Genomic DNA, 26,498 nt, shown 5'->3' on the forward strand with positions numbered 1-26,498 from the left:
GCAACTCTGATACTAAGGGTTAACAGATTGCCAAAGGGGAAGCCAGTACACAACGCCTAATTTGCGAAGCCAGTGGTTTTACGCCTCGGCGCCAGCCTGCGCCTTAAGCGCTGCGTCCTCGATCCGGCGCAGCAGACGCTTCATGATGGCGACTTCTTCCGACGAAAAATCGGCAAGCATCAGCTTTTCATACTCAACCGCCGCCGGTGCCACATCGGCAAACAAACGCTCCCCCTCACTGGTCAGAATCAGATGGTGCGAACGCCCGTCATGCTCATGCGGCGCGCGGGTGATCAGGCGGCGCTTGGCCAGGGCTTGCGCGGCGCGAGAAATCGTCACCTTATCCATGCCGGCGCGCTTGACCAGAGCCTGCTGCGTCGACGGACCATCCTCGCGCAAAACCACGATCAGCCGCCATTCCGGTATTTTGAGACCGTAAAGGCTGTCATAAAGGGTGGAGATCAGCGTACTGACCGCGCTTGATGCCACGGCGAGGCGGTAGGGTACATACTCATCCAGAATCAAAGCATCTTGAGACATTAAACGGTTCCTTCGTAGGGAAATTACTCTTTGCCCTGACGGAAGGCCAATTACAAATCAGTTATTGTTAAGATAGGCTCTACCTCAGCTAACGCAGAACGCTGTAATTTGATTTTTTAGCCTCTGAGGTCTGCGTGCAGGCGACAAGCCGGCGAACTACTGGTAAGGGTTTGACCTGTTCGTATTTTCAGGAGCTTACGTGCTTAAACGACTTTACAACTGGCTATTGAAACTGGCCGGCACACAACACGCCGAAAAAGTTCTAGCCGTCGTCTCTTTTGCCGAAGCGTCCTTTTTTCCCATCCCGCCCGATGCCATGCTGATCCCTATGGTGCTGGCCAAACCCGAGCGCGCCTGGCGCACCGCCGCGATCTGCTCGATCGCCTCGGTGCTCGGCGGCTTTCTGGGCTACGCCATCGGCTACTATGCCCAACCGCTCGGTCAATGGCTGCTGGCCCTGTTCGGTCATGCCGATGGTCTTGCCGAATTTCATACCTGGTTCGCCAAGTGGGGCGTTGGCCTGATCTTCATGAAGGGCCTGACGCCTATTCCTTACAAGCTGGTGACCATCGCCGCCGGTCTGGCGCAGTTCAGCCTCCTGTGGTTTTTTATCGCCTCGACCCTTACACGTTCGATCCGCTTCTTTGCGGTTGCGGCGCTGGTGAAGAAATTCGGTCCTGAAATCACAGAATTGCTGGAAAAGCGTTTCTATCTTGTCGGGACTATTGCCGTGGCCGTGCTCGTGCTAGGGATTCTCGCCATCAAATTCATTCCGCACTGAGCCCCATGAACGCCCCCAAATCGAACAAGTTCGGTAAACGTCTGGCCCTCGTCTTCAGCCGCTGGTGGAGCATTACGGCGCTTGTCCTGTCGCTGGCTATGCTGGCCACAGCCTGGTCCTTCCAGTTGTTTGCCCACCTGAGTCCCTGTCATCTCTGTCTGAAACAGCGCGATGTCTACTGGATCGCCGTCGGCGTCTCTCTGGTGGCCAGCGTCTGGGCGCTTTTCACCGGCGCCAAGGGACCGCCGCGCGTCTTCTCGTTCGTGCTGTTCGCCATTTTCACCACCGGCGCGGCCATCGCCCTTTTCCATGCCGGCGTCGAACTGAAATGGTGGACCGGCCCGCAAAGCTGCACCGCTTCGGGTGCCGAGATCAGCCTTGACCAGATGGCGGCCTTCCTCGCCGGCGCCACCACCAAGGCGCCGATGTGCGATGTGGCGCAATGGCGCATGTTCGGCATCAGCATGGCGGGCTATAACGCCATAGTCTCAGCCATTCTGGCCCTGCTCAGCCTGATCGCTTCGCTGCGTTTCCGGCCAAAGCGCAAGATTTACTAAAAGGCGCGTTCCATGTCCGATGCTGCAAAAACGCTTCCCCCTCGCCCCGGCCATGGCGCCTCGCGCCGCCGGCTGGAGGAAATCCTGCGCGTCGATCATGCTGGCGAACTTGCGGCCGTTCATATCTACAAGGGCCAGAGCATGGTCTTCGCCGATACGCCGAAGCGAGCCTTGAGCCAACAGTTCGAGCATATGCAGGGCGAGGAACAGGTCCACCTCGATGCTTTCGAAGGGCTGATGCGCGAAAAGAATGTTCGCCCCACGGCCATGTCACCGGTCTGGCGCCTGGCCGCGCTGGGCCTCGGCGTCGGCACCGCCCTGCTCGGTGAAAAGGCCGCGCACGCGTGTACAGAGGCGGTGGAAAGCGTCATCGCTGATCATTATGCCAAGCAGATCGCTGAACTGGAACCGTCCGACCCGGCGCTGGCGGCGCGTCTGACGCAGTTCCGCGAAGATGAGATCGGCCACCATGATCGCGCCGTCGATCAGGGGGCGCGCGAGGCGACAGCCTATCCCCTGCTGTCGGCCCTTATCAAAACCGGATGCCGCGTCGCTATCAAGATCAGCGAAAAAATATAAACAAATCCGCATAGACTGTGCATCGCTTTGGGAACCTAAGTCGCCATGCCCGTCATCGAACTGCCAGACGCCAAGCCCGAAAAAGAAAAGCCCAAGGGCTTGAAAGCGTTATGGAACTTGCTTGGACCGGGCCTGATCACCGGCGCCAGCGATGATGACCCTTCCGGCATCGCCACGTACAGCCAGGCCGGCGCGCAATATGGTCTGACGACACTATGGACGGCGCTGATCACCTTCCCATTGATGGCCGCCGTGCAGGAAATGTGTGCACGCATCGGCGTGGTCACGGCGCAAGGCCTGACCGGCATCCTGCGCAAAAACTACCCCAAGCCTATCCTGTGGTTGATGGTGCTGTTCAGCTTTCCCGCCATCATTCTCAATATCGGCGCGGATATCGCCGGCATGGGCGCTGTGGCCAATCTGATCTTTCCGAACGTACATCCTATCATCTTCAGCGTGGTTTTCACGGCGCTGTTGCTGGTCGCTATCATCGCCTTGCCCTATTCCAAATTCGCGGCCGTGCTGAAATGGCTATGCGCTATCCTGCTCGTCTATCTGGTTGTGCCGTTTCTGGTCAAAACCGATTGGGTGAGCGTAGCCCGGCATACCTTCATCCCTGCGATACAGTTCAACAAGGACTATGTCAGCGTGCTTGTGGCGATCCTTGGTACGACGATTTCGCCCTACCTGTTCTTCTGGCAGGCCACCATGGAGGTGGAAACCGTCAAGCATGACAAGCGCATCGTGGTCAATAAGCGCTACATCGAAGACGTCGGCTTCGATGTCGATATGGGCATGCTGTTTTCCAATATCGTCATGTATTTCATCATCCTGACCACCGGCACCGTGCTGTTCAATGCCGGCATCCACCAGATTGATACGGTCGAGCAGGCCGCTAAGGCGCTGGAGCCGATCGCCGGCGCCGGCGCCTACTATCTTTTCGCCATCGGCATCATCGGCACCGGTTTCCTGGCCATTCCGGTTTTGAGCGGCTCGCTGTCCTACATTATTTCCGAGACCTTCGGCTGGGAAGAAGGCCTCGACAAACGTCTGCACGAAGCGCCCGCCTTTTATGCCGTCATCATTCTGTCTCTGCTGGTCGGCCTCGGCATCAACTATGTCGGGATCAGCCCGATTCAGGCGCTGATCTGGTCGGCCATCCTCTATGGCGTCACCTCACCGGTGATCATCGCCATTGTGCTGCACATTTCCAACAATAAAAAGGTGATGGGCAAGTTCACCAACGGCGGCTGGTCGAACCTGTTTGGCGGCCTGGCCCTGCTGCTCATGACCGCGGCCGCCGGCTTTATGATCTACTTCACGTTTGCGGGCTAGGTTCCGGTTCGGCTTCGGCTTTCAGGCCGAAATGCCCGGCTACGGCGCGCAGGGCCACGATCACGGTCAGGCAACCGAACAGTAACATCGCCATGGGTGTGCGGTGCCACGCCTCGATCTTGAAAATATAGGAACAGACGCCCCAGATCATCCAGCCGGCGAAAATCCACGACATGACAAATCGGAAAATCCCGCCGCCGACCCGATACGCGATGGCCATCAGAAGCGCGGCATAAGGGGCAATCAGGATCATATCGTAATCGAGGATGCGCGGCGTCATCAGCGGCGCCAGGCCCATGCCGAACAACAGCCGCTCGTCGTCGTCCATCCGGCCCCAGTGCGCGATCGCCATGCCAGCCAGGCCCATAACCAGCATGAAGCCCAGAGCCAGTTGCCAGTTCAGGTCCGACTTGCCCGGCACGTGGAAGACGAAATTGGTCAGTTCGAACCAGCCCATGCCGGGCTGACGCGCCAGGGTGACGGAATGCAGGGTCTTCTGCCATGCCTTGCCGAAATGACCATCTGTCAGGATCATGAGTTGATTAACGCCGATCCCCGCCACGGCGCGCCAGCCAAAGGCGAAAGCGCGTCGCCACAGCGCCACGTCATCCAGCATGAAAACGATGAAATAGACCAGAAAGGTCGGCTTGACACAGGAGCACAAAAGAACGGCGGCGGTGAAAGGCCAGCGCGACAGTTCGCCTTCCTTGTTGCGGAAGAAAAACAGGCTGGCCAAAACGATGGCATGCATGACGATGCCAACATTGGCGCACAGGAAAGTCATGGGCGTCAGGGCGGCGAAACCGAGCCAGCGCCAGCGCATGTCGATATCCGCAAACCTCTTGATCAAGGCGAACCACAACAGGAACAGGGTGGCCGGCCACAGCAAAACCCACAGGAACAGGGTGCGCGTGCCGGGTATGCCCAAATGATCGATGAAGGGCATGAACAGGTACGCTACCTGCGGCGCATAGACATAGGCCGCCGGCCGGACGCCCGCGCAGGTGGGCGGATGGATGGCATAGGGCGAATGACCAGAAGCCAGGGTCTTGGCGCCGCACAGCACCGCGTCGATATCCATCAGCATCCACGCGTGATGGGTGATCATATGGTACATGCCAGCCACCACCGGCCAGGCGCAGAAGGCGATGAAAAGACACAACAGCGGCCTGAAATCCGTCAGGCGGCGTAACACCGACAGAGCATCCATACTTTCAAAGGGCTTCAAAATCATGGCTCTGGCGGATGTGCTCCAGGATGATTTCGCGCACATCGTCATCGACCGCGCCGAGATCGATCTGGGCGTCGCCGCTATCCTGCAAACGTAGTTTCACGCGCTCGCCCATATACATAAAGCTAAGGATCTTTGGGCCGAACAGGCGTTCGCGCTTGATCTCGAACCGTACGCCAAGCGTCGCCTCGAGTGCACCTTGCAACGGCTCCAGCGGGATACGCGTCCGCCCCTTGGGCCGCGGAAACGACACAAGTCCGAAGCGGCGTTCATCGAGGATGAACCGCACAGGTGATGGTGTCTCAGACGACATCTATACCCAGCCCCATTCGCCATGTGAAAGACGATCAGCCTTCCAGTAGCGTATCCCAGTACAGGTAGTCTATCCAACTTTCGTGAAGATAGTTAGGGGGAAAACGCCGCCCCAGTTCCTGAAGCTGATACATTGTCGGGCGGTGTGGATTTTTTGTCGGCATCATGCGTGCCTGCTGGGGAGTTTTTCCCCCTTTACGCAAGTTGCATGGGGCACAGGCCGTGAGGATATTGGTCCAGCTCGACTTGCCACCCTGCGATACGGGCACGACATGATCGAAGGTTAGATCTTCATCAATGCCGCAGTACTGACAGGAGAACTGATCGCGCAGGAACACATTGTAGCGCGTAAAAGCCGGCGGACGGTTCTGATCGATGTAGGTCTTCAGCGACACCACGCTCGGCAGCCGCATCTTCATCGACGGCGAGTGGATTTCGATATCGTAGGTCGACACCACATCGACCCGGCCTTCAAAAACGGCCTTCACAACCTCCTGCCACGGCTTGGTCGACAGGGGGTAATAGGACAGAGGACGGAAATCGGCATTGAGCACAAGGGCGCGCCAATCCGAAGGGGGGCTTTTCAGAACCTGCATGACGATCTCCTGCTCAGGAGACAGCACGAAGGGCGAAGCACTCTACAGGTATCAAAATGTTTGAAGACGTATCCTCCTTATGACAAGCAGGTAGCGACTGTGGATAGTTTGGGCCCGATTCCACAGAAAAGAAACTGGTATTTTTTATGAATTTTTTGCGGCGCTTCATTATGATGCCCCTATGTTGACACGCTTCGCGCCCTCCCCCACCGGATACCTGCATCTTGGTCATGCCTATAGCGCCCTGACCGCTTTCGATATGACGCGGGCTAAGGGTGGAGACTTTATCCTGCGTATCGAGGACATCGACCATACGCGCTGCCGTCCGCCCTATGAATGGACGATCTATGAGGATCTGGAGTGGCTGGGATTGGAATGGCCGAAGCCGGTTCTGCGCCAAAGCGAGCACCTGCCGGATTATGCCGAGGCGCTCGAACGCCTGCGATCCATGGGCGTACTCTATGCCGACCACAAGACCCGCAAGGGCGAGGCCGAAGCGGCTCTGAGCGCGCCACAAGGCGAGAGCGTGACCAATGGCGCCGGCGCCAATCCAGCCTGGCGGTTATCGCTTGAGGCGGCGCGCGATGTGCTGGGCAGCCGTTACGATACCCTGAGTTTTATGGAAAAGGGCGAGGTGCGGAAAACCGATCCGGCGATCAATGGCGATGTCATTCTCGGCCGCAAGGATATCGGCGTCGCCTACCATCTCTGCGTGGTCATCGACGATGCACGTCAGGGGATCAGCCATGTCGTGCGCGGTCACGATCTCTACGATGCCACCCACACGCAGGTGCTGTTGCAGGCCCTGCTCGACCTGCCGACACCGGCTTACCACCATCATGCCCTGCTGCTCGATGCTGAGGGGCGCCGGCTCGCCAAGCGCAAGGGTTCAAAATCTCTGCGTGACTATCGAGAGGAAGGACTTAGCCAAGCTGACATTAAGGCTATGCTGACGGCCACAGCCAAGGGCTAGCAGAGGTTACAAAAAAGCGCAGGCCGCGTGACGCCGCCTGCGCTTTTCTATCTCAGATATAGATGCGTCTCTTACAGAAGCTGGATATCGACCGCGGCGGTCTTGCCACGTTCGCTTTGCAGTTCGTAGGAAACCTTCTGGCCATCGGCGAGGCCTTGCAGGCCTGCGCGCTGAACCGCCGAGATATGAACGAAGACGTCGTTGCCGCCTTCTGCGGGCTGAATGAAACCAAAGCCCTTTGTGGTGTTAAACCATTTTACCGTACCTTCGGCCATGTCGCTCTCCTTGGATCTCGAAGCTGTTACGAGGCGTGAGGCTTTCACCCCTCACAAGACAATCGTGTAGCTCGGTAGCAGCGGGCGAGATTCAAAGGACCGGCACGAAGCCAAAACCCTTAAAATCCCTTAAGCATAGGCAGCAAGACTAACGGATTGTGCCGATATTAAGACGTAGGTTTTTGAGATGGTCAAACAAAAATGCACCTGATTTGGCGAATCTCGCGCGCATTTTACTGAGGATCTTGCCAAAATGTCCCACTTTTTGGCCTTTCGCGGGATTTCTGCCCGTCAGACGCCGGAAATTGAGCGTTTTGACGAGGGTTGAATAGTGCTAGACTCGAGTCCTCCACTTCCCTTGAGGCCTTATGCCCACCTTTGCGAACACCTGGAACACGTCCGGACTGAACACCTGGCTGCTGAAAAAAGCGCTTAGCCTGCCCGCGCCGGTGTTACGCGGCCTGTCAGGCGGTGGCGTCGTTTATAGCCAGGGCCGCACGCTTGATCCGCAGATCCAGTTTTTGTGGCGCAGCCTGTTCACCCCGCCGTCCGGACGCACGGGCCTCAGCCTCACCAACCGCAGTCTGGAGAGCGCACGTCAGGCCTGGCAGGACGCCACCAGCCTTTTCGGTGTGCCCGATAATCTCCGGGTCAGGTACGAACAGATCGGCGCCGACGCGGCAGGCTCAACCTTTGGCGGCGTAGCGCCGATCGGCGGACTGCTGATCCGCCCCGCGCGTATTTCCGAAGATGCCCCCCTGCTCGTCTTTTTCCACCAGGGCGGCGGCGTCCTTGGCGGCCACGATCTCAGCAAGGCCTTCTGCGCCCTGCTCGCTCAGGAAGCCCGCTGCCCTATTTTTCTGCCGGATTATCGGCTGGCTCCCGCCAACCGCTTTCCCGCCGCGCTCGATGATGCCCGAACAGCGTTCGAGTGGGCGCAAAGCAACGCTTTCCGGCTGGGCGCCAAGTCCGGTCGCGTGGCGGTCGGCGGCGCATTGATGGGCGCCAATCTGGCCCTGCGGCTATCGCTCGACCTGCGCCGCGATTTCAAGCCCACGTCCGCCGGTCAACTGTTGATTACGCCGCTGGTCGATCTTTCCGATACCCAAATCAAGGCAGGGGCCTCATTAGGCATGTGGCCGCTCACCACGGGCGACCTTGATACCATGATCAGCCACTATGCCGGTGCCGGCACCAACCTCGACGATCCGTGCATTTCGCCTGCGCTGGAGCCCCTGATCAATGGTCAGCCAAAGACCTTCGTCATCTCGGCCGGGCTTGATCCCTTGGCGGCGCAGGGCGAGCTGCTGGTCAAGCGCCTGAGTGCCGCGCGCACCCAAACGCTCTATCGAAGATACGACACCCTGCCGCTGGGTTTCGACCTGTTCGCCGCCGTGGTCGATGAGGTGCGTGCCGCTACGCTCGATATAGCTGAAAACTGGGTCAATCTGTTGCGATCCGGCACAACAGAAGCCAACGCCGAACAGGCCGTGGTGTAATGGACCTGACGCGCCTCTATGCCGATGCACAGGCCCAAGGATCATTGCCACCGGTCGAGCGCTGGCATCCGCCCTTTTGCGGCGATATCGATATGCGCATCGCCTCTGATGGCACGTGGTTCTACAACGGCACACCCATTGAGCGGACTGCCATGGTGCAGTTGTTCGCCCGCATCCTGCGTAAAGAAGAGGACGCCTATTTTCTGGTCACGCCGGTTGAGAAGGTCGGAATTACTGTCGAGGATGTACCTTTTATCGCCGTGGAGATGACGGCCAGCGACGGTGCCCTCACCTTTCGTACGAGCGTCGGCGATGTGGTGACGGCGGGCGCAGACCATCCCTTGCGTTTTGAAAATGACGAAGACGGTTTCAGGCCCTATATCGAGGTGCGTCATGGCCTTGAAGCCCGCATGAGTCGCGGCCTGGCACAGGATATTGCCGCCCTGGGCATGGTGGTTGACGGCTGGTTTGGCGTCAGATCGTCCGGCGTTTTTTACGCCATAGCCCGAGTAGATAAGGTCTTTTCGAAAGATGAACAAACTTAACCACCATGTTCATGCCGGGTTCAGGTGGCAAAGCTTAGCGTGAGCTCAATGGGGCAACACACAAAGGAGATCGCCATGAAACGCCTTCTTACATCCACGGCCTTAGCTTTCCTCGCCGGTACACTTGCTTTCGGCGGCGCCGCCTCGGCTGAACCACGCCACGACCACGACCGGTATGAACGCGGCTATGACCGCCACGATCGCGGCGACCGATACGATCGTTATGACCGTCACGATCGATATGACCGGTATGACCGGTATGACCGGTATGAACGCCGCGACGACCGCCGCGACTACAATCGCGGCTACCGCTCCGGCTGGCGCGACCGTTCCGACTGGCGCCGCGGCGGCTACGTCTCCTACCATGACTGGAATCGCGGCTATTACGTAGACTATCGCCATCACCACCTTCGCCAGCCGCCACGCGGCTACGAATGGCGCCGGGTCGATGACAATTACGTCCTGGCCGCTGTTGCCGGCGGCCTCATTGCTTCGATCATCTTGTCCAACTAAACTGAAAAGGCGCTTCAAACGAAGCGCCTTTTCTTAAATTTTCAAAGTTTTCAGGCTCTGAACGTCTTCCAGCCTCAGAGCTTTAAGCGCCGTCAGCGTAATGCCGGCCGCATCAAGGCCCGCCTGCGCATACTGGTTGGCCTGCGAATCCTGATCCTGATAGATGTCCGGCAGGGTCAGGGTGCGGATCTTGAGACCGGCGTCAAGCGCGCCCTCGCCCGCCAGATAGTGCAGAACGAATGCGCCGAAACCGCCGACAGCGCCTTCTTCGACCGTGATCAGACATTCGTGGTGACGCGCCAGTTGCAGCACCAGATTCTTATCGAGCGGCTTGGCAAAACGGGCATCGGCCACGGTGGTCGAGAGACCGCGCGCCGCCAGCATATCAGCCGCTTTGAGCGCATCGCCGAGGCGAGTGCCGAGCGACAGAATGGCGACCTTTGAGCCTTCGCGTAAGATTCGCCCCTTGCCAATGGCCAAAGGTGACGCCATCTCCGGGATGGTGATACCGGTGGCCTCGCCGCGCGGATAGCGGAAGGCGGACGGTCCATCATTATAGGCTGTGGCCGTAGCGATCATCGCCGCCAGCTCGGCCTCATCGGCGGCCGCCATGATCATCATGTTCGGCAAGGCGCCGAGATAGCCGATATCGAAGGTTCCGGCGTGGGTGGCGCCATCGGCCCCAACCAGACCGGCGCGATCGATAGCGAAGCGCACCGGCAGGTTCTGCAAGGTGACATCGTGCGCCACCTGATCGTAACCACGTTGCAGGAAAGTTGAATAGAGGGCGCAGAACGGCTTCATGCCATCCGCCGCCAGGCCTGCGGCAAAGGTGACGGCGTGTTGCTCTGCGATCCCGACATCATAGGTGCGCGCCGGGAAAACCTCGGCGAATCGATCCAGACCGGTGCCGGACGGCATGGCAGCGGTGATGGCGACAATCTTCGGGTCGACACGCGCCTGCTTGATTAGTTCGGAGGCGAAGACATCGGTATAGCTCGGCGCGTTGGCTTTCGGCTTGGCCTGTTCGCCGGTGATGACATCGAACTTGGCGACGCCGTGATACTTGTCGGGCGAGGTTTCGGCGGGGCCGTAGCCCTTGCCCTTTTGCGTCACCACATGGACCAGCACCGGGCGGTCATTGATGTCCTTGACGCGCTTCAAAACGGTCAGGAGATGCTCCATATTGTGACCGTCGATCGGACCCACATAGTAGAAGCCGAGTTCCTCAAAAAAGGTACCGCCGGTCACCCATGTGCGAGACAGTTCTTCGGACTTGCGCACCATCTCAAACAACGGGCGCGGCAGGCGTTCGGCCACCGACTTGCCCCAGCGGCGTAAAGATTGATAGGCGCCGCCGGACACCAGATTGGCCAGATAGGCGCTCATCCCCCCCACCGGCGGAGCGATCGACATATCGTTGTCGTTGAGGATGACGGTCAAATTCTTGGTCGTCTCAGCGGCGTTGTTCATCGCCTCATAGGCCATGCCGGCGCTCATCGAACCGTCGCCGATGACCGCGATGACCTTGTTGCTTTCGCCCTTCTGGTCACGCGCCGCGCAGAAACCGAGCGCCGCCGAAATCGAGGTGGCGGCATGTGCCGCGCCGAAGGGGTCGTAGACGCTTTCAGAACGCTTGGTGAAGCCGGACAGCCCGCCGCCCTGGCGCAGGGTGCGGATACGGTCGCGGCGGCCGGTCAGGATCTTGTGCGGATAGCACTGATGGCCGACATCCCATATCAAAATATCTTTGGGAGTCTCGAACACGTGGTGGATGGCCACAGTCAGTTCGACCACGCCCAGCGCCGAACCGAGATGGCCGCCAATCTTCGACACCACGTCGATGGTCTCGGCACGGACTTCCTCGGCCAGCAGCTTAACCTGCGGCACCGATAGATCCCGGATGGCTTCGGGCTGTTCGAGAGTATCGAGAATGGGGGTCTCAGGCATTCAAACGCAACCCGTTGCTGGCGTAACAGTAGACATGAAACTCAGTTGCGCCGATTAAGAACGAAGTCAACACTATCGCGCAAGTATCGTGCGTTTGCGCCGAAAATTTCCAGACGCGACTTGGCCTGTTCCGCCAGGATCTGCACGCGGGCCTTCGCCTCATCAAGCCCCAACAAGGTGACAAAGTTGGTCTTGCCCTTGGCTGCATCCTTGCCGCCCGAAGCCTTGCCGAGCAGATCGGGATCGCCTTCGACATCAAGCACGTCGTCGGCGATCTGGTAGGCGAGCCCCAGGTCCTGCGCAAAGTGCATAATGGCCATGCCGTCCTTTTCGGGCGCATCGGCGATAATCAGGGGAATCTGGAAGGCATAGACGATAAGCGCGCCGGTTTTCAGGCGCTGCATCCGCGCCACGCCGCCGAGATCATCGGACACGCCGATCAGATCGATCATCTGGCCACCGGCCATACCCTGCGCGCCGGAGGCTACGGCCAGCATGCGGATGAGCTCGACGCGCACCTGCGCATCTTCGTGAGTATCTTCGTGCGACAGGATTTCAAACGCGACGCTTTGCAGAGCATCACCGGCCAGAACGGCGGTGGCTTCATCATAGGCGCGGTGAACGGTCAGTTGCCCCCGGCGGATATCGTCATCATCCATGCACGGCAGATCGTCATGGATCAAAGAATAGGCGTGGATACATTCGAGCGCGCAGGCGGCGCGCAGCACCGAATTTTCATCGGCATCGAATAGGCGGGCCGCTTCCAAGGCGAAGAAGGGCCTCAGGCGTTTGCCAGGCCCCAGCGCGGCATAACGCATGGCTTCGGTCAGGCGCGATTCCGGCCCCTCACCGCGCGGCAAAAGCTGATCGAGCGCCATCGTCACCAGATCGGCCGTTTCCGCCATGCGGATTTGCAGCGGCGGCAGGTCTGAATTGGCGGCGATGGGGGTCAAAATGGCTTGGCTCCGTAATCCGTAGTTGTCATCTCCGGATTGTCTAAATCCGGCAAGGGCAAGGCCCGCCCGAGCTTATGCGAGGTAGCCCCGCGGCATCTGAACGCGCTTAAGAAGAAAAATCGGCCGGAGCCACACCTTCAACGGCGCCGATCTTGGACAGCGAAATCTTTTCGACCTGCAGGCGCGCCGCTTCCAAGCGATCCTCGCAAAGCTTCTTAAGACGCGCACCTTCTTCGTAAAGAGCCAATGACTTTTCGAGCGGCGCCTGACCGGATTCCAATTCGCTGACGATCTTTTCGAGTTGTTTCAGGGCCTCTTCAAAGGACAGTTCGGCTGTTTCGCTCATGGCTTCTTCCTTAGTTCGTAACGCCGGCAGCCCCAGTATTTAAAGCCCTGCTCCAGTGTTTTTATATAGCCCATTTTTTTCAGTTCAATACTGATCATCAGATTGAAAAAACCGTGCGCCAGAACGAGCACATCGCCGCCTTCGCTGGCTTTTTCATAGAGGAATTGAGCCATTTTGCGGGCGCGTATCTTTGCCGGTTCGCGCCCTTCTGTATCGCCGTGGATATTGAGATACCACCAGCACACCCGCGCCCAGAACCCCCATGAGTAAGAGTTGGGCGTCAGCTTGATAAAGGAGGGCAGATGCGGTGGCGGCAGCGGCGCTTCGATCAGTTCCGGCAGCGAGGTGAAAGCGCGGTCGCCGCAGATGGCCTGAGCGGTCTCAATCGAGCGCCTCAAGGTCGAGGAGTAGATATAGCGGGCGTCGCGGGCATAGTCGTGCAACAGCGCCGGCGGGGTCTGGCCTTCGAGCAGGCCGGCCTCGTCGTACTTTTTCCACCATTCGATATAGCCGCGCCAATCCAGCTTGACGCGACGCGACAACGCCGGTTCGCCATGGCGCACAAGGGTGATCGCTCCCGGCCTGACCGTGGATGCTTTAGCTTGCTCGATGTGACGTGCGTCGTGCAACGAACCCCCAAACCAGCAAAAACGCGAAAACGCGGATTCGCCGTTGGCCATTTAACAGAGGCCGTTGGTAACGTCCTTACAGGAGGCGGGCAAGGCATTTTTTGCTCAGAGGCCCCAGGGCTCGCGCAAAAGTGCACGGCGGGCGCTCGCCCTTGCCGAGGCGAAATGCCTGGAAGATATGAGCTATGACCTAATCCGCGCGTTGTAGTTCCAGGTGCACGACATTGGTGCGCTGGGCGCGGAAGCCGGCCTCGCAATAGGCCAGATAGAATAGCCACAGCTTGCGGAAGTGCGCGTCAAACCCCTGGATTCGCCCTTCCTTCCACGCCTCCTCGAAACGCTGACCCCATTGTTTCAGAGTTTCGGCATAATCCAGTCCGAACTTGAACGAGGAAATCGCCTTGAGGCCAGCATTTTGCGTCTGCTCCAGCAGCTTTTGCGCGGAAGGCAGCATACCGCCGGGGAAAACGTATTTCTGGATGAAATCGGCGCGCGACTTGTAATCCTCGAACATATCGTCGGCGATGGTAATGATCTGCAAACCGGCCTTGCCGCCTTTTTTAAGCACCTCATGCAGCTTGTTGAAATAGGTGCCCCAGTAGCTTTCACCGACCGCCTCGAACATCTCGATCGACACCACAGCGTCATACTTGCCTTTGATATCGCGGTAATCCATCATCACGATCTCGACCTTATCGGACAGGCCAAGGCGCTTCATGCGCTCAACGGCGAAATCGTGTTGGGCCTGAGAGATGGTGACGCCGGTCACGCGCGCGCCGATCACCTCGGCGGCGTATTGCGCGAAACCTCCCCAGCCGCAGCCGATTTCCAGAACGTGCTGACCGGCTTTGAGATCGACCATCTCGGCCAGCTTGGCATATTTTGCGGTCTGGGCGGCGCTAAGATCCTTGTGGTCCTTGGAGAAAAGCGCCGACGAGTAGGTCATGGTCTGATCGAGCCATTGATCGTAGAAGCTGTTGCCCAGGTCATAGTGCTCGAAGATGTTGCGCTTCGAGCCTTGCTTGGTGTTCTTGCGGAAATGATGGAGCAGATTGTTGATCGTCTGCGTGATGATGTTACCGGTGAAAAGCTGACCGAGCTTTTCCGAATTCAGGCTCAGCACGGTCAGAAGCGTGGCGAGGTCCGGGCTGTCCCACTCCCCCTCCTTGTAGCCATCGCAAAAGCCGATATCGCCGGAATTCAGCACCCGTTTCATGAAGTTGAAGTCCTTGACCAACAGGGTGGCGGCCGGGCCCGGCTGCTTGCCGGTCAGGGTCATCTGGCGCCCATCAGGGAAGACCACCGCCATCGTGCCACACTCCCAGACCTTTTGCAGCGTCTCTACGCCCTTGCGCACGGCAAACGGCTGATCCTTCAGGTCGTAGGGAACAACGGCGGTTTGTGTGGTCATGAACGGTGGCCTTTCCTCAGAATGGGTTAACGCTCTTATACGGTGCGCCCCGCCCTTCTGGATGACGACGGCGCGATACATATCCACATATGTCATAAGATTAACAGAAAACTCGGCAGACGCAAAAAGGCCCGGGCGCAATGACCGGGCCTTTTCACGCAGAGTTTATATAAAACGTTTTAGCGTTTCACGACGACTGCCGCGCCCGTATAAACCACATCCTTGTCGAAGGCGTCATAGGCCGTACTGGCCACGCCCGCCTTGACGAAGCGGACGCGGAAGGTGCGATTGGTGACCATGCCCTTGTAGCTGCCGCTGCGTGCGCCAATGGTCAGTTCGCCGGTCTTGTCGTTATAGTTCAGCGGGATACGCGAGAACTCGCCGCGGACATAGCCATTCGACACGCCGTCATCTTCGTAGAAACTGAAGCTGCCGTCAGCGCCGGTATAGACGTTGATCGTGATCGGGGCGTCGGGCTTTTCATCGACATACTGGGTCACCGGACCGATCGGCACCACCGAGCCCGCCTTGACGAACAGAGGTATCTGATCGAGCGGCGCCTTGACCGTGATCGAAGCGCCACCATCAAAGCGTTCGCCGGTGTAGTAGTTATACCAGCCCGCTCCCGCCGGCAGATAGACGTCACGCGAACGCGCCTCATAGGCGGTCACCGGCGCCACCAGGAAGGATTTGCCGAACATATATTCGTCACTGACGTTCTTGGCCTTGGCGTCGTTCGGGAAGTCCATGGCGAAGCCGCGCATGATCGTGCCCGAATTGTAATAGATGTCCGAAGCAGTGGCATAGATGTAAGGCATCAGGCGATAACGCAGTTCGAGATAGCTGACCATGTTGGCGCGCATATCGGAACCGGCCGGCGAAATCTCGTTGATCTCGCGTTTGACGCCTTCGCCGTGTGAACGGAACAGCGGCGAGAAGGCGCCGAACTGGAACCAGCGCTGGTTCAGCTCACGCCATTCTTTCAGGTCACCCGCCGTACCGGTGCCACCGGCCGCACGGTTTTCTTGAAGGCCGCCTACATCCGAGCCCTGGAAGCGCGTCTCCTGCGCATAACCGCCGATATCATGCGTCCAGTTGGGGATGCCGGACATCGACATCTGCACGCCGGCCGAGATTTGGTCGTGGAAGTTGGCCCAGGTGCCTACGATATCGCCCGACCACACGGCCGAGGCATTGCGCTGCACGCCAGCGAAGCCGGAGCGCGTCAGGATGAACTGACGCGTATCGGGTTGATCGACCTTGAGGCCGTCATACATGGCCTTGGTGTTCATCAGGGCATAGGCGTTATGGACGATGGCGCCCGGCCCCATCTGGGTCGGGGTGATCAGCTTGGCAAAGTCCTCGATACGCTCGTTGGAATTGACATCCGGCTCGGTGTTGTCCATCCACCAGGCGTCGATGCCGAGCGGGATCAGCTTGTCCTTGAGCTGGCGATAGTAGATGTCGCGGGCTTCCTGATTATAGGGCGAATAGTGGCTGTTGAGATAGCCAGCCCCCACCCAGTCGCGCGTGCCGTTCTTGACGTTCTGGGTCCACATGTAGCCCTTTTTCTCGAACTCTTTGTAGTTGTCCGTATTGGCGTAGAACTTGCCCCAGATCGAGAACATGACGTGGGCGTGGTTCTTGTGGACCTCATCGACCATGCCCTTCGGATCGGGAAAACGCTTGGGGTCGAAATCGTGGCTGCCCCACTGGTCTTCCGGCCAGTAGAACCAGTCCTGTACGATGTTATCGATCGGCCACTTGTTGTCGCGGTAGGTCTTGAGAACGCCTAAAAGCTGATCCTGCGTCTCATAGCGCTGACGTGACTGCCAGAAGCCGTAGGCCCATTTCGGCATCATCGGTGCCTGGCCGGTCAGGTGACGATAGCCGCCGATCACGCCATCCAAGCTGTCGGAGGCGATGAAATAGTAGTTCAGGCCGGTGCCGGCTTCCGAGGTCAGGCTGAGCGAATGCTTGTCGGCTTCGGACTGCGGATTGTTGTGGTGCATGGAGATCATGCCGCCCGAAGGCTTCCACTCGACATGCAGCTTGACCGGCTTGCCCTTGGTGAAGCTGGTCTCGAAATTATGGTACCAAGGGTTCCAGCCCTGACGCCAGATGTTGTCGAAGATCGTCTTGTCGCCGACCTTGAGCGTGGCGTAGTCCGAGGAATACATGCGCAGCTTGTGCACACCGTCCTGATCCGACGTCATGGCGCCATCCCAGACGACCTTGACCGACTTGCCCTGTGTGGACGCCTTGCTGAGCGCAGCGTCCTTCGGCCAGTATTCGGCGACATCCTTCAGGTACTGATAGTTGATGTCGGTCTCAACCCGGGTCAGGATCAGTTTGCCGTCGACATAGTATTTCGCCGTCAGGCCGGGCTTGCCATCTTCCGTGGTCAGCTTGAGATCGCGGCTGAGCAGGCCATAGCGCGTCGGATTGCCGAAGCGGGTGACCGAATTGTTGTCCCACAGCACGCCGTAATTCATATCCGACAGGACGAAGGGCACGCCGACATCCATATTGTGCTGGCGCAGTTCGACGTCCTCGCCATTGAGGTTCATCTGGGCGTTCTGGTGCTGACCAAGGCCGTAGAAAGCCTCCTTCGTGCCGGTATTGAACTGGGCGCGCGTGGCGACGAAGGACTGGCCCTCGATGGTGACCGGCGTGATGGCGGCCTGCTTTTCGGTCAGAACCGGCTTGCCGGCGGCGTTATAGAAGGTGACCAGACCGGTCTCCAGCGACACGACGGCCGATGCCTTTCCGGTCTTCAGAGTGACGTCCTTCTTCGTTTCCGAGACGGTGAAAGCGCCTTCGGGCGTAGCCACGGTCATAAGCGACGGCATCTGCTGGCGCGCCGGATCATCGACCGCCAGAACGTGGATGATCGAGTCGCTCATGACCTCAAGGCGGACCTCCTTCGCCGCCCCTGTGTCAGGCTTGACCACGATGCCGGTGGCGGTTTTCTCAAAGGAACCGGCCAGTGCGGCGCCGGCGGACATCACCATGGCCAGTACGGATACCGAAGCCAGAATTTTTGCTGCTTTCATCTCAAGTCTCCCAAGTTCTTTTTTATTATTGTTCATACGTCGCCAGACGGACCTTCAATAGCACAGGCTCGCCGGCAAAGTTGAGGCCATAATCGGTCTGATCGCCGTTCCAGACGCGCGACATGACCCACTTGCCGGCTTCGTAATGGCCTTCCTCGACACGATCGACCAAGATGCCCTTCTTAGCATTGGCTTCACCGGTGCCGAAGGTAATGCGCGCATTCAGGCCCGCCACCAGAAATTCATTGTCGCTCAGCTTCGCCACGGCGATGCCGCCGCTCGGCGTATCAGAGCCTTCGGGGAAACCGTTCCTGTTCTCCGGATCCCACTTGCGCAGGCCAAACTGCCATTCGCGGTAGCTGACCGTAGCGTTCCACTTAGGCCCAAGATCAAGCTTCTGATCCGTGTGGTCGTCCGGCTCGGACACACCCCAGACCTGCGATTCAAAGCTCAGCTTCGCCCACTCCCGGTCCATGCCACCAAACAGCTTGTAGACCGTGGCGAAGGGCTTCACCATCTCTATACCGGTCTTGGTCGTGCCGAGCGGATGGTTGGAGTAGCCGGTGTAATCGAAGCCGAACGGATCAAAACCGATGGCCTGGCGGCCGAGCGCCGAGAAGATATAACGGGCATAGACAGGCCGGTTGCCGCTTTCGGCGACGTAGAGCGCATTGTCCTTGCGGGCATAAAGCTCCAGCGTCTTTTCGTAGCTTTGTGAGGTCGGGGTGTAGAGATCGGGCGCCAGCAGTTCGATATGCGGCGCGGCCGCCTTCCAGACGTCGATCACGCTGTAGACCGGGCCGCCGGAGGCATAGGAGCCTGGCTTGTGATCGGGATTAAGCGGATCTTTGAGCGCGGCGTTGACGTAGGTCGGCAACGGATAGATCGCATCACCAGCGGCCACGATATCGTCGATATAGCGGGCGATCGACCAGGCGTGGAAATATTCGTCGGCATCCTTGCCGAAGACTTCATTCCAATTTCCAGACGTCTTGTTGTATTTCTTGAGCAGGGCCGCCGGCACCGGCTTGGCCATCAGGGCATCGGCCTTCTTGGAATAGTCACGTGCGGAGCCATAGACCCCGGTTTCATTCTCCGGCTGAAGCATGATGACCGTGTGCTGCTCACCATCAATCGCCTTGATGTGCTTGACCAGTTCGACATAGGCCTTCTTGTCGGCCTCGCGCGTGGTGTCATAGAGCGGTGACAGCGCATAGGAGGTCGTGCCGTCCTTATTGGTCAGGCGCGGAAAGCGCTTGTTGTCCGTCTTGACCCAGGTCGGAGAATAGGAAGGATTGGTGTTCTTCCAAGTCGCGAACCACAGGATGACAAGCCGTACATTGTTTTCACGCGCCTGCGTCACCAGCGCATCGACAAAGCTGAAATCGAACTTACCCTCGACCGGCTCGATCTGTTCCCATGCCACCGGCATGGCCAGGGTGTTGGCGTGCATGTCCTTGATGGCCGGCCACACCTTGGGAAGGGCGCCTTCATAGTTGCTTGAATTGTTGGCCTGGCCACCGAGGATGAGATAGGGGGCGCCATCGACCATCAGAGCGAACTTGCCGTTCTTCTGAACGAGTTCTGGGATCGGCTTGGCGGCCTGCGCCTGAACCGAAGCTGCGCTGCCGAGCAGCATGGCGCTCGCTGATAACGCTAACAAAAGACCCTGCTTCTGGGTGGATAAGCGTAGACGTCTCATGTATGTGTTCCCTCTGACCAATGCTGCCCTACTTATCACCGCAAAGTTTTTACCTGCGAACGGACAGTCACCTGTGAAATTGACATATAATGTGACCGCTATCAACGGCAAGCGTCAAATCACGAATCCTGTTTTAAAATAGTATTTTTTCTGTAAGCATTAAAATGCCATGTGCCGAGTCCTTAAAATAGCTAAGGGCTCCGGCCTGATGCAGGGATTTAATAAACTATAGTAAGACCAGAAAGCAGACTTTATGCGCTCCGAACTCGGCATCAGCCTCGCCTACGGGCTCCTCGCATCGCTTGGACAGTCCATCGTTACCGGCGAATTTGAAAAGACCGGCTTCCCCACAGAGGCGGAACTGTGCACCAAGTTTGGCGCCAGCCGCACCGTCATGCGCGAAGCCGTCAAGATGCTGTCCGCCAAGGGGCTGATCAGCTCTCGCCAGCGTCAGGGCACGCGCGTCGAGCCGGTCGAAAACTGGAACCTGCTCGATCCGGACGTGCTGCGCTGGCTGATGGAGCGCCCCTACTCCAACAAGATCTTCCTCGAATTCACGCAGATGCGCCTGGCGATTGAGCCGACCGCGGCCTTTCTGGCGGCAGAATTACAGGACAGGCTGGCCATAGCCGGCATCCGCGAAGGCTACGAGGCGATGGTGCTGCATGGTGGCGCCACGGCCGGCGGCGGCGACAAAGACCTGGCCCTTCAGGCCGATATTGACTTCCACGTCGCCATTCTCAAGGCCTCTGGCAATCCCTTCTTCTGGCGCCTTAAGCCGCTGATCACCAATGCCCTGAACCTGTCGATTCAGCTCACCAACAAAATTGCGGGCCACATGGCCGATCTCGCTTCGCATGAAGCTATTCTGGTCGCCATCGAAAAGGGCGACGCCGCCGCTGCGAAGAATGCCTCAGAGGCTATTCTGTTGGAATCGCTGACCTTTATTGAAACAGCCAAGGCGGTTTAGCCCCCGCAACGCGCTTAAGGGAAGTGTGAAGCAAAGCTCTGTTCTCATAGAAAAAAAATGCCCCGCACGATGGCGGGGCAAGTCTGCACAGGAATAGTGTTTCAGAACGCCTAGAACTTGGCCGAAACGCCAACGCGCCAGGTGCGGCCATAGGCTTCGTTTTCGACCAGTTGGCGCTTGTTGCCGACATAACGTTGCCAGTCGGCCTCGGTCAGGTTCTTACCTTCGACATAAAGCTGCCAGTTCGGCGTCACGGCGTAACCGATCTTGAGATCAACCTTGCCATTGGCGGCCGTATAGACGTCCGTGGCCTTGCTGACGCCCAAGGTGTCGAGATAGGCCGAGCGGTAGGTGTAGGCGACGCGGGCCGACCAGTTGGCCTTTTCGTAGGTCAGTTCGGCGGTACCGGTCAGGTCAGATGTATAGATCAGCGCCACCTTGTCGGAGCGACCAGGCGCGCCATCGGTGCTCGAATCCTGCGCCGTCACGTTGAACGAAGTGCCCAGACCATCGAAAGGCGCCGGCAGGCTGTCGAACTGCATGATGAAGTTGAATTCGACGCCCGAAACCTTGGCCGATTTCAGGTTCTGCGATTGCGTGATCTTGGCGCCGTCATAGAGCGTGCCGTTGATCGTTTCGTTGTCGGCTTCGCGTTCGGTGACGAAGATCGGGTTGTCGATCGACTTGTAGAAGGCGGCCACCGAGATCATGCCCTTCTTGCCGAAATAGTGCTCATAGCCGGCGTCGAGATTGACCGAGGTCAGCGGATCGAGGTCCGGATTACCAACTTCCAGTTCAAGATCGTCCTCATCGTGGTTGATGGCGACGCGCGGCGCCAGATCGACATAGTTCGGACGGCCGATCGAGGTGGTGGCGGCGAAGCGTACCAGCGAATTGCCGTCGAAGTCATAACGGCCGACCAGCGAGGGGAAGAGGTCGGTATAGGATTTCTTTCCGAAGCTGTTGAAGACACCGGCCGCGATCAGATCGGCTTCCGTCTCGATGTCGTCCGTATCAAACTGGATGGCCTTGTATTCGGCCTTGGTCTGCTCGACACGCAGACCGGGGATCAGGGTCAGGTTGCCGCTGTGGATGGTGGCCTGGAAGTAAGCAGCCGCTACCTTTTCGCGCACATCGTAATCGCCGCCCAGCTCGTCAGGAGTGCTTTCGCCAACATTGACTTTCAGAAGCCCCTTAGCTTCGGCATCATCGAGCGATTTGAGGAAATCGACGGTCGGTCCAAACTTCGTGGCGTACAGGTCACCGGCGTCATAGGACAGGTAGTTCGACAGCACCAGACCGCTGACATCATAGTAGCGATAATCGACGGCACTGCGCTTGTGGCGCTCGGAGTATTTGACGCCCATCTTGAAGGTGGTATCGCCACCAAAGGCCGAGGTCGGCAGGGTGTAATCGGCCGAGGCCTGATTCAAGGTTTCGCGGGCGTGGTCGGCTTCCAGTTCGGCGGATTTCGCCGTGTACTTGGTCGCATCGTAACCGGCGGCATCGGGCGTTACCTTAAACAAGGTATCGGTCAGGTCGTAGGTGCCGGATACCGTGCTCTTTTTGGTCGCATAGGCGAAATTGTAGCGCGGGTCATCGTCCTTGATAGCTGTAGAACTGGTGACATCGACCTTCAGCTTGCCGGTGGCGAGCTTGAACTCACCGCCGAGGTTAACTGTCGAGATGTGTTCGTCCTCAAAGCGATATTTAGCATTGCGGCTGGCGGCCTTCGGCGCCTTGGTGAAAGTGCCGGTCGTCCCACTAGCGGGCGTGAATGCGCCTTCGAGGCTGACTCGGAATTCCTGGCGCTGTTCCATATCGGTGAAGTGCGAGAACAGGGTGCGGGCATAGAGGTGCATATCGTCATTCGGCTTGTAGTCGAAATTGATCGCTGCGCCCTGACGGTTACGAATGACGTAATAGTCGCGCAGGCGCCAGTCGTCCGGCTTGCCATTCGTCCAGGCATCCGAGCCCTGGAGATTTTGCGAGGCCTGAGGACGGCGCGAGGCATTGAGTGCGGCCACGATGCCGAACTCATTATTGGCACCAAAGCGCGTGCCGGCGGCCACGTCGGTGTCATAGGAGGTCTTGTCGTTCAGCTCGATATAGCCGGCGCTATAACGGGCGCTGACGAAAGGCTTCTTGCGATCGAAGGCCGACAGGGTCTTGATATTGACGGCGCCGGCGATGGCGTTGGCGTCATATTCGGCGGTCTGGTTCTTGATGACCTCGACGCTGCCGATCAGCCCCGTCGGCACGGTGTCAAGCTTGACCGAGCGCGTATCGGTTTCAGGTGCTGCGGCGTCCTGACCATTGATGCGCACGGCGGCCAGTGACGGATCGAGACCGCGGATAACAACATAACGGCCCTCGCCCTGATCGTCGGCAACGGCCACGCCCGGTGCGCGCGACACCACTTCACCGACATTCTGATCGGGCAGCTTACCGGCGTCGTTGGCGGTGATCACTTCGCGGGTGACATTGGAGCTATGCTTCTGGTCCATCGACTGACGCTCAGCGGCGCGCGTGCCGAAAACGACGACTTCAACCGCCGGCTCGCTGGCGGCAGCGCTCGCCACCTCGTCCTGCGCCTGAGCAGCCGTGGTCGAAAGACCGGCGATCAGGATCAGCGGCGCTACCGCAGCCCCCGTCAGTAAATGCTTCATCGTTGTCATTGGAAATGCCCCATCGCATAAAATTTGAAGTGCAAATACAGATCAATTCTGTATTAACCGATGCAACGAGCTATTAGGTGGAGCATATGATGAATTCTAAACGCTTTTGCGACAGTTCAATGACACGCAGCTTATTGATTATAAGTGTGATGTGTTTGTCATCATGCGCACCTATACATCCGGAGTTGATTTCCGACTCCAAGCTTGTTGATCACGGCACCGGAACGCCCGTAGTGGCCACCATGGAAACCGAGGCCGTCGCCACCAAGGCGCTCGATAGCGCCGATGATCCTGAGATCTGGGTCGATGCGAAAGATTCCCACCGTGCCCTGATCTACGCCACCGACAAGAAGGCCGGGCTGTATGTCTATGATCTGAAGGGCAAGCAGGTGCAGTTCCTGGCTGTGGGGCCGATGAACAATGTCGATCTGCGCAGCGGTCTCAACATCGCCGGTCTGCCGGAAACGATTGTCGCAGCGTCCGATCGCGTCAAAGGTGGCGCGGCTTTGTTCAAGCTCGATCCGGCGACTCTGCAAACCACGCCCTGGGGTTTCGTGGCCATGCCGACCAGTGAGGCCTATGGCTTCTGTGTCGGCGTCACCAAAGCCAACCAACTGACCTTTATCATGGTCGGCAAGACGGGCGACGTCACGCAATCGCTCATCACCACCGAGAACGGCCAGCCCAAGGCCACGGTGATGCGTCAGTTCGCCACCGGCAGCCAGTCGGAAGGCTGTGTCGTCGATGATGTCAGCGGTCGTCTCTATATCGCGGAGGAAAATACGGCCTTGTGGCAATACGGGCTCGATCCGGCCAGCGGCACAGCGCGCACTGCGGTCGAATCCTTGCCTTCGCAAAAGCTGGTCGCCGATATCGAAGGCCTGACCCTGCTGCGTGATGATGGCAAAACCTACCTGATCGCCTCATCTCAAGGCGACTCAGCCTTTGCCGTCTGGCGCGTCGAAGGCGAAGCGCCGGTCTATCAGGGCCGGTTTTCGGTCTATGCCGGCAAGGGTATCGACGCTGTGACCGGCACGGACGGCGTGGCGGCGCTGGGCGGCCAGGTCGGCCCTTATGGCAAGGGCGTCGTGGTGATGCAGGACGATTCGGACACCGATGGCGAGGCACCAGCCACGGCCCGCGTCCGCCAGAACTTCAAGCTGGTGGACTGGAACGAGATCGTAAAGGCGCTGAAGATAAAGTAAGAGCCTCCGGCGGGAAGGGGCACAGCCCCTTCACCCAAATCTAGCCCAGTTCCTTGGAACGCTTGTGGGCGGCATCGACCGAGGCCAGCACCAGTTCGTCAAGCCCCTCGCCCGGTTTGCACAGGATATTGAGCGCGGCTTCCGTGGTGCCGCCAGGTGAAGCCACCTTCTTGATCAAAGCGTCCGGTTCCTCACCGGTTTCATCAAGAAGTCGCGCCGCCGAGATCAGCGTGCCACGCGCCAGATCGCGGGCGTGGCTCGATGACAGACCGTTGGCCCGGCCGGCTTTTTCCAGCGCACGCACAAAAGCATAGACGTAGGCCGGACCGGAACCGGACACGGCCGTCGCCGAATTGATCTGGTCTTCATCGGCCAGTTCGACCGTCTGCGCCATGGGGGCGAACAGGCCCCGCGCCGCATCCCAGGCCGGTTCGCTGTCCGCGTAAAGACTGGCAACGCCCTTGCCGGTCGCAACCCCCGTGGTCGGCATAACGCGCGCCACCGGATGACCGGCGAAGGCCTGCTTGAGCTGGGTGGTTGTCACACCGGCCATCACCGAAACAAAGGCGGCCTTCGGATCGATATTACCAGATAGAATTTGCGCCACGGCATACCAGCCCTGCGGCTTGACGGCCAGGATAATGGTCTTGGCCTCGCGCCAGATTTCCGGCAGCGGATTGAGGCGCGCGCCATCGGCGGCATAGGCTAAAGCTTCACCGCCCGGCTTGAGATCGAGGATCATCACGTCGGCAGGTATCACATGCCCCTGGACGCGGAAGCCCTTGAGTATCGACGAACCCAGAGCGCCGGCGCCCACAAGCAAGATCGGTTTGGCTAAGCTCATCGTATCATTCCTCAGACTGAATAGGTCTGTCTAGTTAGTTACAGTGCGCGCCTTACACAAGCACCCGCAGGGCGCAAGGCGCGCGCTTTTAGGCCTCGCCCACCGTTTCAAACAGACACGCCGCGAAGGCGTCCGCCGGCGTGACAACGCCCTTGAACCAGAAGTCAAACGCCGGGAAGAAGCGATCAACGGCCTCGGCGGCGCTGTTGATCATGTGGGCGCTGGCCACCACCGAAGCGCGCTCGAGCGGATTGAGCGCCACCGTATGACGGAAGATGACATCGTAAGCGCCCGCCCCTTCGGCCACTTCCACATCGCGGAAGACCTCGAAATGGCCAAACCAGACATGCGAATTGATCAAGCACAGCAGTTCATAAAGCCCCGCCAGACGATCGGCCGCCAAAGGCTGGCCGGCGCCGCTTTCGACATCGAGCGAGCAGCACAGTTGCAGACACTCGCCTTCCGGCCGCCACGAAAACCACATTTCGTAGGTGCGCCAGTCGCCGGTCAGGGCAAAGCCCAGATCGCCTTCAGGCGTGCGCTCAAATTCCAGCCCTTCCTCGGTCAGGATGGATTCCACCATATCGAGGGGATCGAAGGCGGCATCGCTGTCGAGGGTCTGTGGGGTATTCATGTAATCTCGTTCTATCTAAATTTTAGTCTTGCGGCCAAATTTAATCCTGCGGAATGTCTGTATCAGGCTTTACGCCCTTGCCTTTGGGCTTGATACTTAAGGCCGCCACGGCCGCACGCAGTTCGGCCACCTCAGCCTTCAAGGCGTCCAGTTCATCACGGCGGACCAGATCCATGTCGGCCACGAAGCGGTCGCCCTGGGCGCGGAAAGCCGCCTTGGCTTCTTCGCCGGCGGCCTGGGCCAGTGACATGGCGCCGGTGGTCATCTTGGCGAGTTCGTCGAGGAAGGGGTTTTGGCTTTGCATGGTAAGGCACTCCGCGGATGATAAGATCGTCTTGTTATATAGGCGCTTATCTCATTTCCGACAAACTTTTCATGATT

26 protein-coding genes are annotated in these 26,498 nt (G+C 58.7%); 10 read left to right on the top strand and 16 right to left on the bottom strand.

Annotated elements, in window-relative coordinates:
* Positions 1 to 78: 78 nt before the first annotated feature.
* The gene (locus B060_RS0112115) at positions 79 to 540 is read right to left on the bottom strand and encodes a MarR family winged helix-turn-helix transcriptional regulator (RefSeq protein ID WP_018082054.1); all 462 of its coding nucleotides are present in this window, start codon (positions 538 to 540) and stop codon (positions 79 to 81) included.
* 199 nt (positions 541 to 739) lie between these two features.
* Here B060_RS0112115 and B060_RS0112120 point away from each other — a divergent pair, with 199 nt between their 5' ends.
* Genes B060_RS0112120 through B060_RS0112135 form a run of 4 tightly spaced genes read left to right on the top strand, consistent with a single transcriptional unit; the run spans position 740 to position 3,792 of the window.
* Positions 740 to 1,321, top strand: coding sequence for a YqaA family protein (locus B060_RS0112120; protein WP_026172786.1), 582 nt, complete (start codon positions 740 to 742; stop codon positions 1,319 to 1,321).
* Positions 1,322 to 1,326: 5 nt separating this feature from the next.
* Positions 1,327 to 1,878 carry a disulfide bond formation protein B gene (locus tag B060_RS0112125; protein ID WP_018082056.1) on the top strand — a complete coding sequence of 184 codons (552 nt, stop codon included), beginning with the start codon at positions 1,327 to 1,329 and terminating at the stop codon, positions 1,876 to 1,878.
* Positions 1,879 to 1,890: 12 nt separating this feature from the next.
* A complete protein-coding gene (locus tag B060_RS0112130; protein WP_018082057.1) occupies positions 1,891 to 2,457 on the top strand; it encodes a demethoxyubiquinone hydroxylase family protein in 567 nt (188 codons plus the stop codon).
* A 45-nt stretch (positions 2,458 to 2,502) separates the two neighbouring features.
* Positions 2,503 to 3,792: an NRAMP family divalent metal transporter gene (locus B060_RS0112135; RefSeq protein WP_018082058.1), complete on the top strand. Its 1,290-nt coding sequence runs from the start codon at positions 2,503 to 2,505 to the stop codon at positions 3,790 to 3,792.
* Here the strand turns inward: B060_RS0112135 and B060_RS0112140 are convergent.
* Genes B060_RS0112140 through B060_RS0112150 form a run of 3 tightly spaced genes read right to left on the bottom strand, consistent with a single transcriptional unit; the run spans position 3,776 to position 5,931 of the window.
* Positions 3,776 to 5,026 carry a hypothetical protein gene (locus tag B060_RS0112140; protein ID WP_157405637.1) on the bottom strand — a complete coding sequence of 417 codons (1,251 nt, stop codon included), beginning with the start codon at positions 5,024 to 5,026 and terminating at the stop codon, positions 3,776 to 3,778. The two genes, B060_RS0112135 and B060_RS0112140, sit on opposite strands and share 17 nt — an antisense overlap.
* Positions 5,007 to 5,336: a hypothetical protein gene (locus B060_RS0112145; RefSeq protein ID WP_236621586.1), complete on the bottom strand. Its 330-nt coding sequence runs from the start codon at positions 5,334 to 5,336 to the stop codon at positions 5,007 to 5,009. Before B060_RS0112145 ends, B060_RS0112140 begins: the two co-directional genes overlap by 20 nt.
* Positions 5,337 to 5,370: 34 nt before the next feature.
* Positions 5,371 to 5,931: an HNH endonuclease gene (locus B060_RS0112150; RefSeq protein WP_018082061.1), complete on the bottom strand. Its 561-nt coding sequence runs from the start codon at positions 5,929 to 5,931 to the stop codon at positions 5,371 to 5,373.
* 181 nt (positions 5,932 to 6,112) lie between these two features.
* Between B060_RS0112150 and gluQRS the strand changes: the two genes are divergently transcribed.
* Positions 6,113 to 6,904, top strand: a complete 792-nt coding sequence (gene gluQRS / locus B060_RS0112155; protein WP_018082062.1) for a tRNA glutamyl-Q(34) synthetase GluQRS — start codon at positions 6,113 to 6,115, stop codon at positions 6,902 to 6,904.
* 71 nt (positions 6,905 to 6,975) lie between these two features.
* On the opposite strand, the gene B060_RS0112160 is transcribed toward gluQRS, so the two are convergent.
* Positions 6,976 to 7,179 carry a cold-shock protein gene (locus B060_RS0112160; protein ID WP_018082063.1) on the bottom strand — a complete coding sequence of 68 codons (204 nt, stop codon included), beginning with the start codon at positions 7,177 to 7,179 and terminating at the stop codon, positions 6,976 to 6,978.
* Between the two features lie 368 nt (positions 7,180 to 7,547).
* On the opposite strand from B060_RS0112160, the gene B060_RS0112165 reads away from it, so the two are divergent.
* From B060_RS0112165 to B060_RS0112175, 3 genes are all read left to right on the top strand, one after another.
* On the top strand, positions 7,548 to 8,678 hold the full coding sequence (locus B060_RS0112165) for an alpha/beta hydrolase (protein WP_018082064.1): 1,131 nt from the start codon (positions 7,548 to 7,550) through the stop codon (positions 8,676 to 8,678).
* Positions 8,678 to 9,223, top strand: a complete 546-nt coding sequence (locus tag B060_RS24390; protein WP_018082065.1) for a DUF1285 domain-containing protein — start codon at positions 8,678 to 8,680, stop codon at positions 9,221 to 9,223. The genes B060_RS0112165 and B060_RS24390 overlap by 1 nt, the downstream gene beginning before the upstream one ends.
* A 75-nt stretch (positions 9,224 to 9,298) precedes the next feature.
* Entirely contained in the window at positions 9,299 to 9,736 is a 438-nt protein-coding gene (locus B060_RS0112175) for an RcnB family protein (protein ID WP_018082066.1), read from the top strand.
* A 33-nt stretch (positions 9,737 to 9,769) separates the two neighbouring features.
* Here B060_RS0112175 and dxs read toward each other — a convergent pair whose 3' ends face one another.
* The 7 genes from dxs to B060_RS0112210 form a co-directional block, all read right to left on the bottom strand.
* Positions 9,770 to 11,686, bottom strand: a complete 1,917-nt coding sequence (dxs, locus tag B060_RS0112180; RefSeq protein ID WP_018082067.1) for a 1-deoxy-D-xylulose-5-phosphate synthase — start codon at positions 11,684 to 11,686, stop codon at positions 9,770 to 9,772.
* 41 nt (positions 11,687 to 11,727) lie between these two features.
* A complete protein-coding gene (locus tag B060_RS0112185) occupies positions 11,728 to 12,639 on the bottom strand; it encodes a polyprenyl synthetase family protein (RefSeq protein ID WP_018082068.1) in 912 nt (303 codons plus the stop codon).
* A gap of 109 nt (positions 12,640 to 12,748) precedes the next feature.
* The gene (locus B060_RS0112190; RefSeq protein ID WP_018082069.1) at positions 12,749 to 12,988 is read right to left on the bottom strand and encodes an exodeoxyribonuclease VII small subunit; all 240 of its coding nucleotides are present in this window, start codon (positions 12,986 to 12,988) and stop codon (positions 12,749 to 12,751) included.
* Complete coding sequence (locus B060_RS0112195) at positions 12,985 to 13,617, bottom strand: phosphoglycerate mutase family protein (protein ID WP_236621585.1); 633 nt, start codon at positions 13,615 to 13,617, stop codon at positions 12,985 to 12,987. The genes B060_RS0112190 and B060_RS0112195 overlap by 4 nt, the downstream gene beginning before the upstream one ends.
* Before the next feature lie 190 nt (positions 13,618 to 13,807).
* A complete protein-coding gene (locus B060_RS0112200; RefSeq protein WP_018082071.1) occupies positions 13,808 to 15,028 on the bottom strand; it encodes an SAM-dependent methyltransferase in 1,221 nt (406 codons plus the stop codon).
* A gap of 179 nt (positions 15,029 to 15,207) precedes the next feature.
* Positions 15,208 to 18,084: a glycoside hydrolase family 31 protein gene (locus tag B060_RS0112205; protein WP_018082072.1), complete on the bottom strand. Its 2,877-nt coding sequence runs from the start codon at positions 18,082 to 18,084 to the stop codon at positions 15,208 to 15,210.
* Positions 18,085 to 18,109: 25 nt separating this feature from the next.
* Complete coding sequence (locus B060_RS0112210) at positions 18,110 to 19,723, bottom strand: DUF5597 domain-containing protein (protein ID WP_018082073.1); 1,614 nt, start codon at positions 19,721 to 19,723, stop codon at positions 18,110 to 18,112.
* 316 nt (positions 19,724 to 20,039) lie between these two features.
* Between B060_RS0112210 and B060_RS0112215 the strand changes: the two genes are divergently transcribed.
* Positions 20,040 to 20,756, top strand: coding sequence for a FadR/GntR family transcriptional regulator (locus B060_RS0112215; RefSeq protein WP_018082074.1), 717 nt, complete (start codon positions 20,040 to 20,042; stop codon positions 20,754 to 20,756).
* A gap of 110 nt (positions 20,757 to 20,866) precedes the next feature.
* Here B060_RS0112215 and B060_RS24395 read toward each other — a convergent pair whose 3' ends face one another.
* Complete coding sequence (locus tag B060_RS24395; RefSeq protein ID WP_023447312.1) at positions 20,867 to 23,434, bottom strand: TonB-dependent receptor; 2,568 nt, start codon at positions 23,432 to 23,434, stop codon at positions 20,867 to 20,869.
* Positions 23,435 to 23,619: 185 nt separating this feature from the next.
* Here B060_RS24395 and B060_RS0112225 point away from each other — a divergent pair, with 185 nt between their 5' ends.
* Positions 23,620 to 24,639: a phytase gene (locus B060_RS0112225; protein ID WP_018082076.1), complete on the top strand. Its 1,020-nt coding sequence runs from the start codon at positions 23,620 to 23,622 to the stop codon at positions 24,637 to 24,639.
* Between the two features lie 40 nt (positions 24,640 to 24,679).
* Here the strand turns inward: B060_RS0112225 and proC are convergent, their stop codons facing one another.
* The 3 genes from proC to B060_RS0112240 form a co-directional block, all read right to left on the bottom strand.
* Complete coding sequence (gene proC, locus B060_RS0112230) at positions 24,680 to 25,483, bottom strand: pyrroline-5-carboxylate reductase (RefSeq protein WP_018082077.1); 804 nt, start codon at positions 25,481 to 25,483, stop codon at positions 24,680 to 24,682.
* An 88-nt stretch (positions 25,484 to 25,571) separates the two neighbouring features.
* On the bottom strand, positions 25,572 to 26,117 hold the full coding sequence (locus tag B060_RS0112235; RefSeq protein ID WP_018082078.1) for a type III secretion system chaperone family protein: 546 nt from the start codon (positions 26,115 to 26,117) through the stop codon (positions 25,572 to 25,574).
* Positions 26,118 to 26,157: 40 nt separating this feature from the next.
* Complete coding sequence (locus B060_RS0112240; RefSeq protein ID WP_018082079.1) at positions 26,158 to 26,421, bottom strand: accessory factor UbiK family protein; 264 nt, start codon at positions 26,419 to 26,421, stop codon at positions 26,158 to 26,160.
* Positions 26,422 to 26,498 lie beyond the last annotated feature (77 nt).

Origin of the sequence: Asticcacaulis benevestitus DSM 16100 = ATCC BAA-896, assembly GCF_000376105.1 — a bacterium.
In the GTDB taxonomy this organism is placed as follows: Bacteria; Pseudomonadota; Alphaproteobacteria; order Caulobacterales; family Caulobacteraceae; genus Asticcacaulis; species Asticcacaulis benevestitus.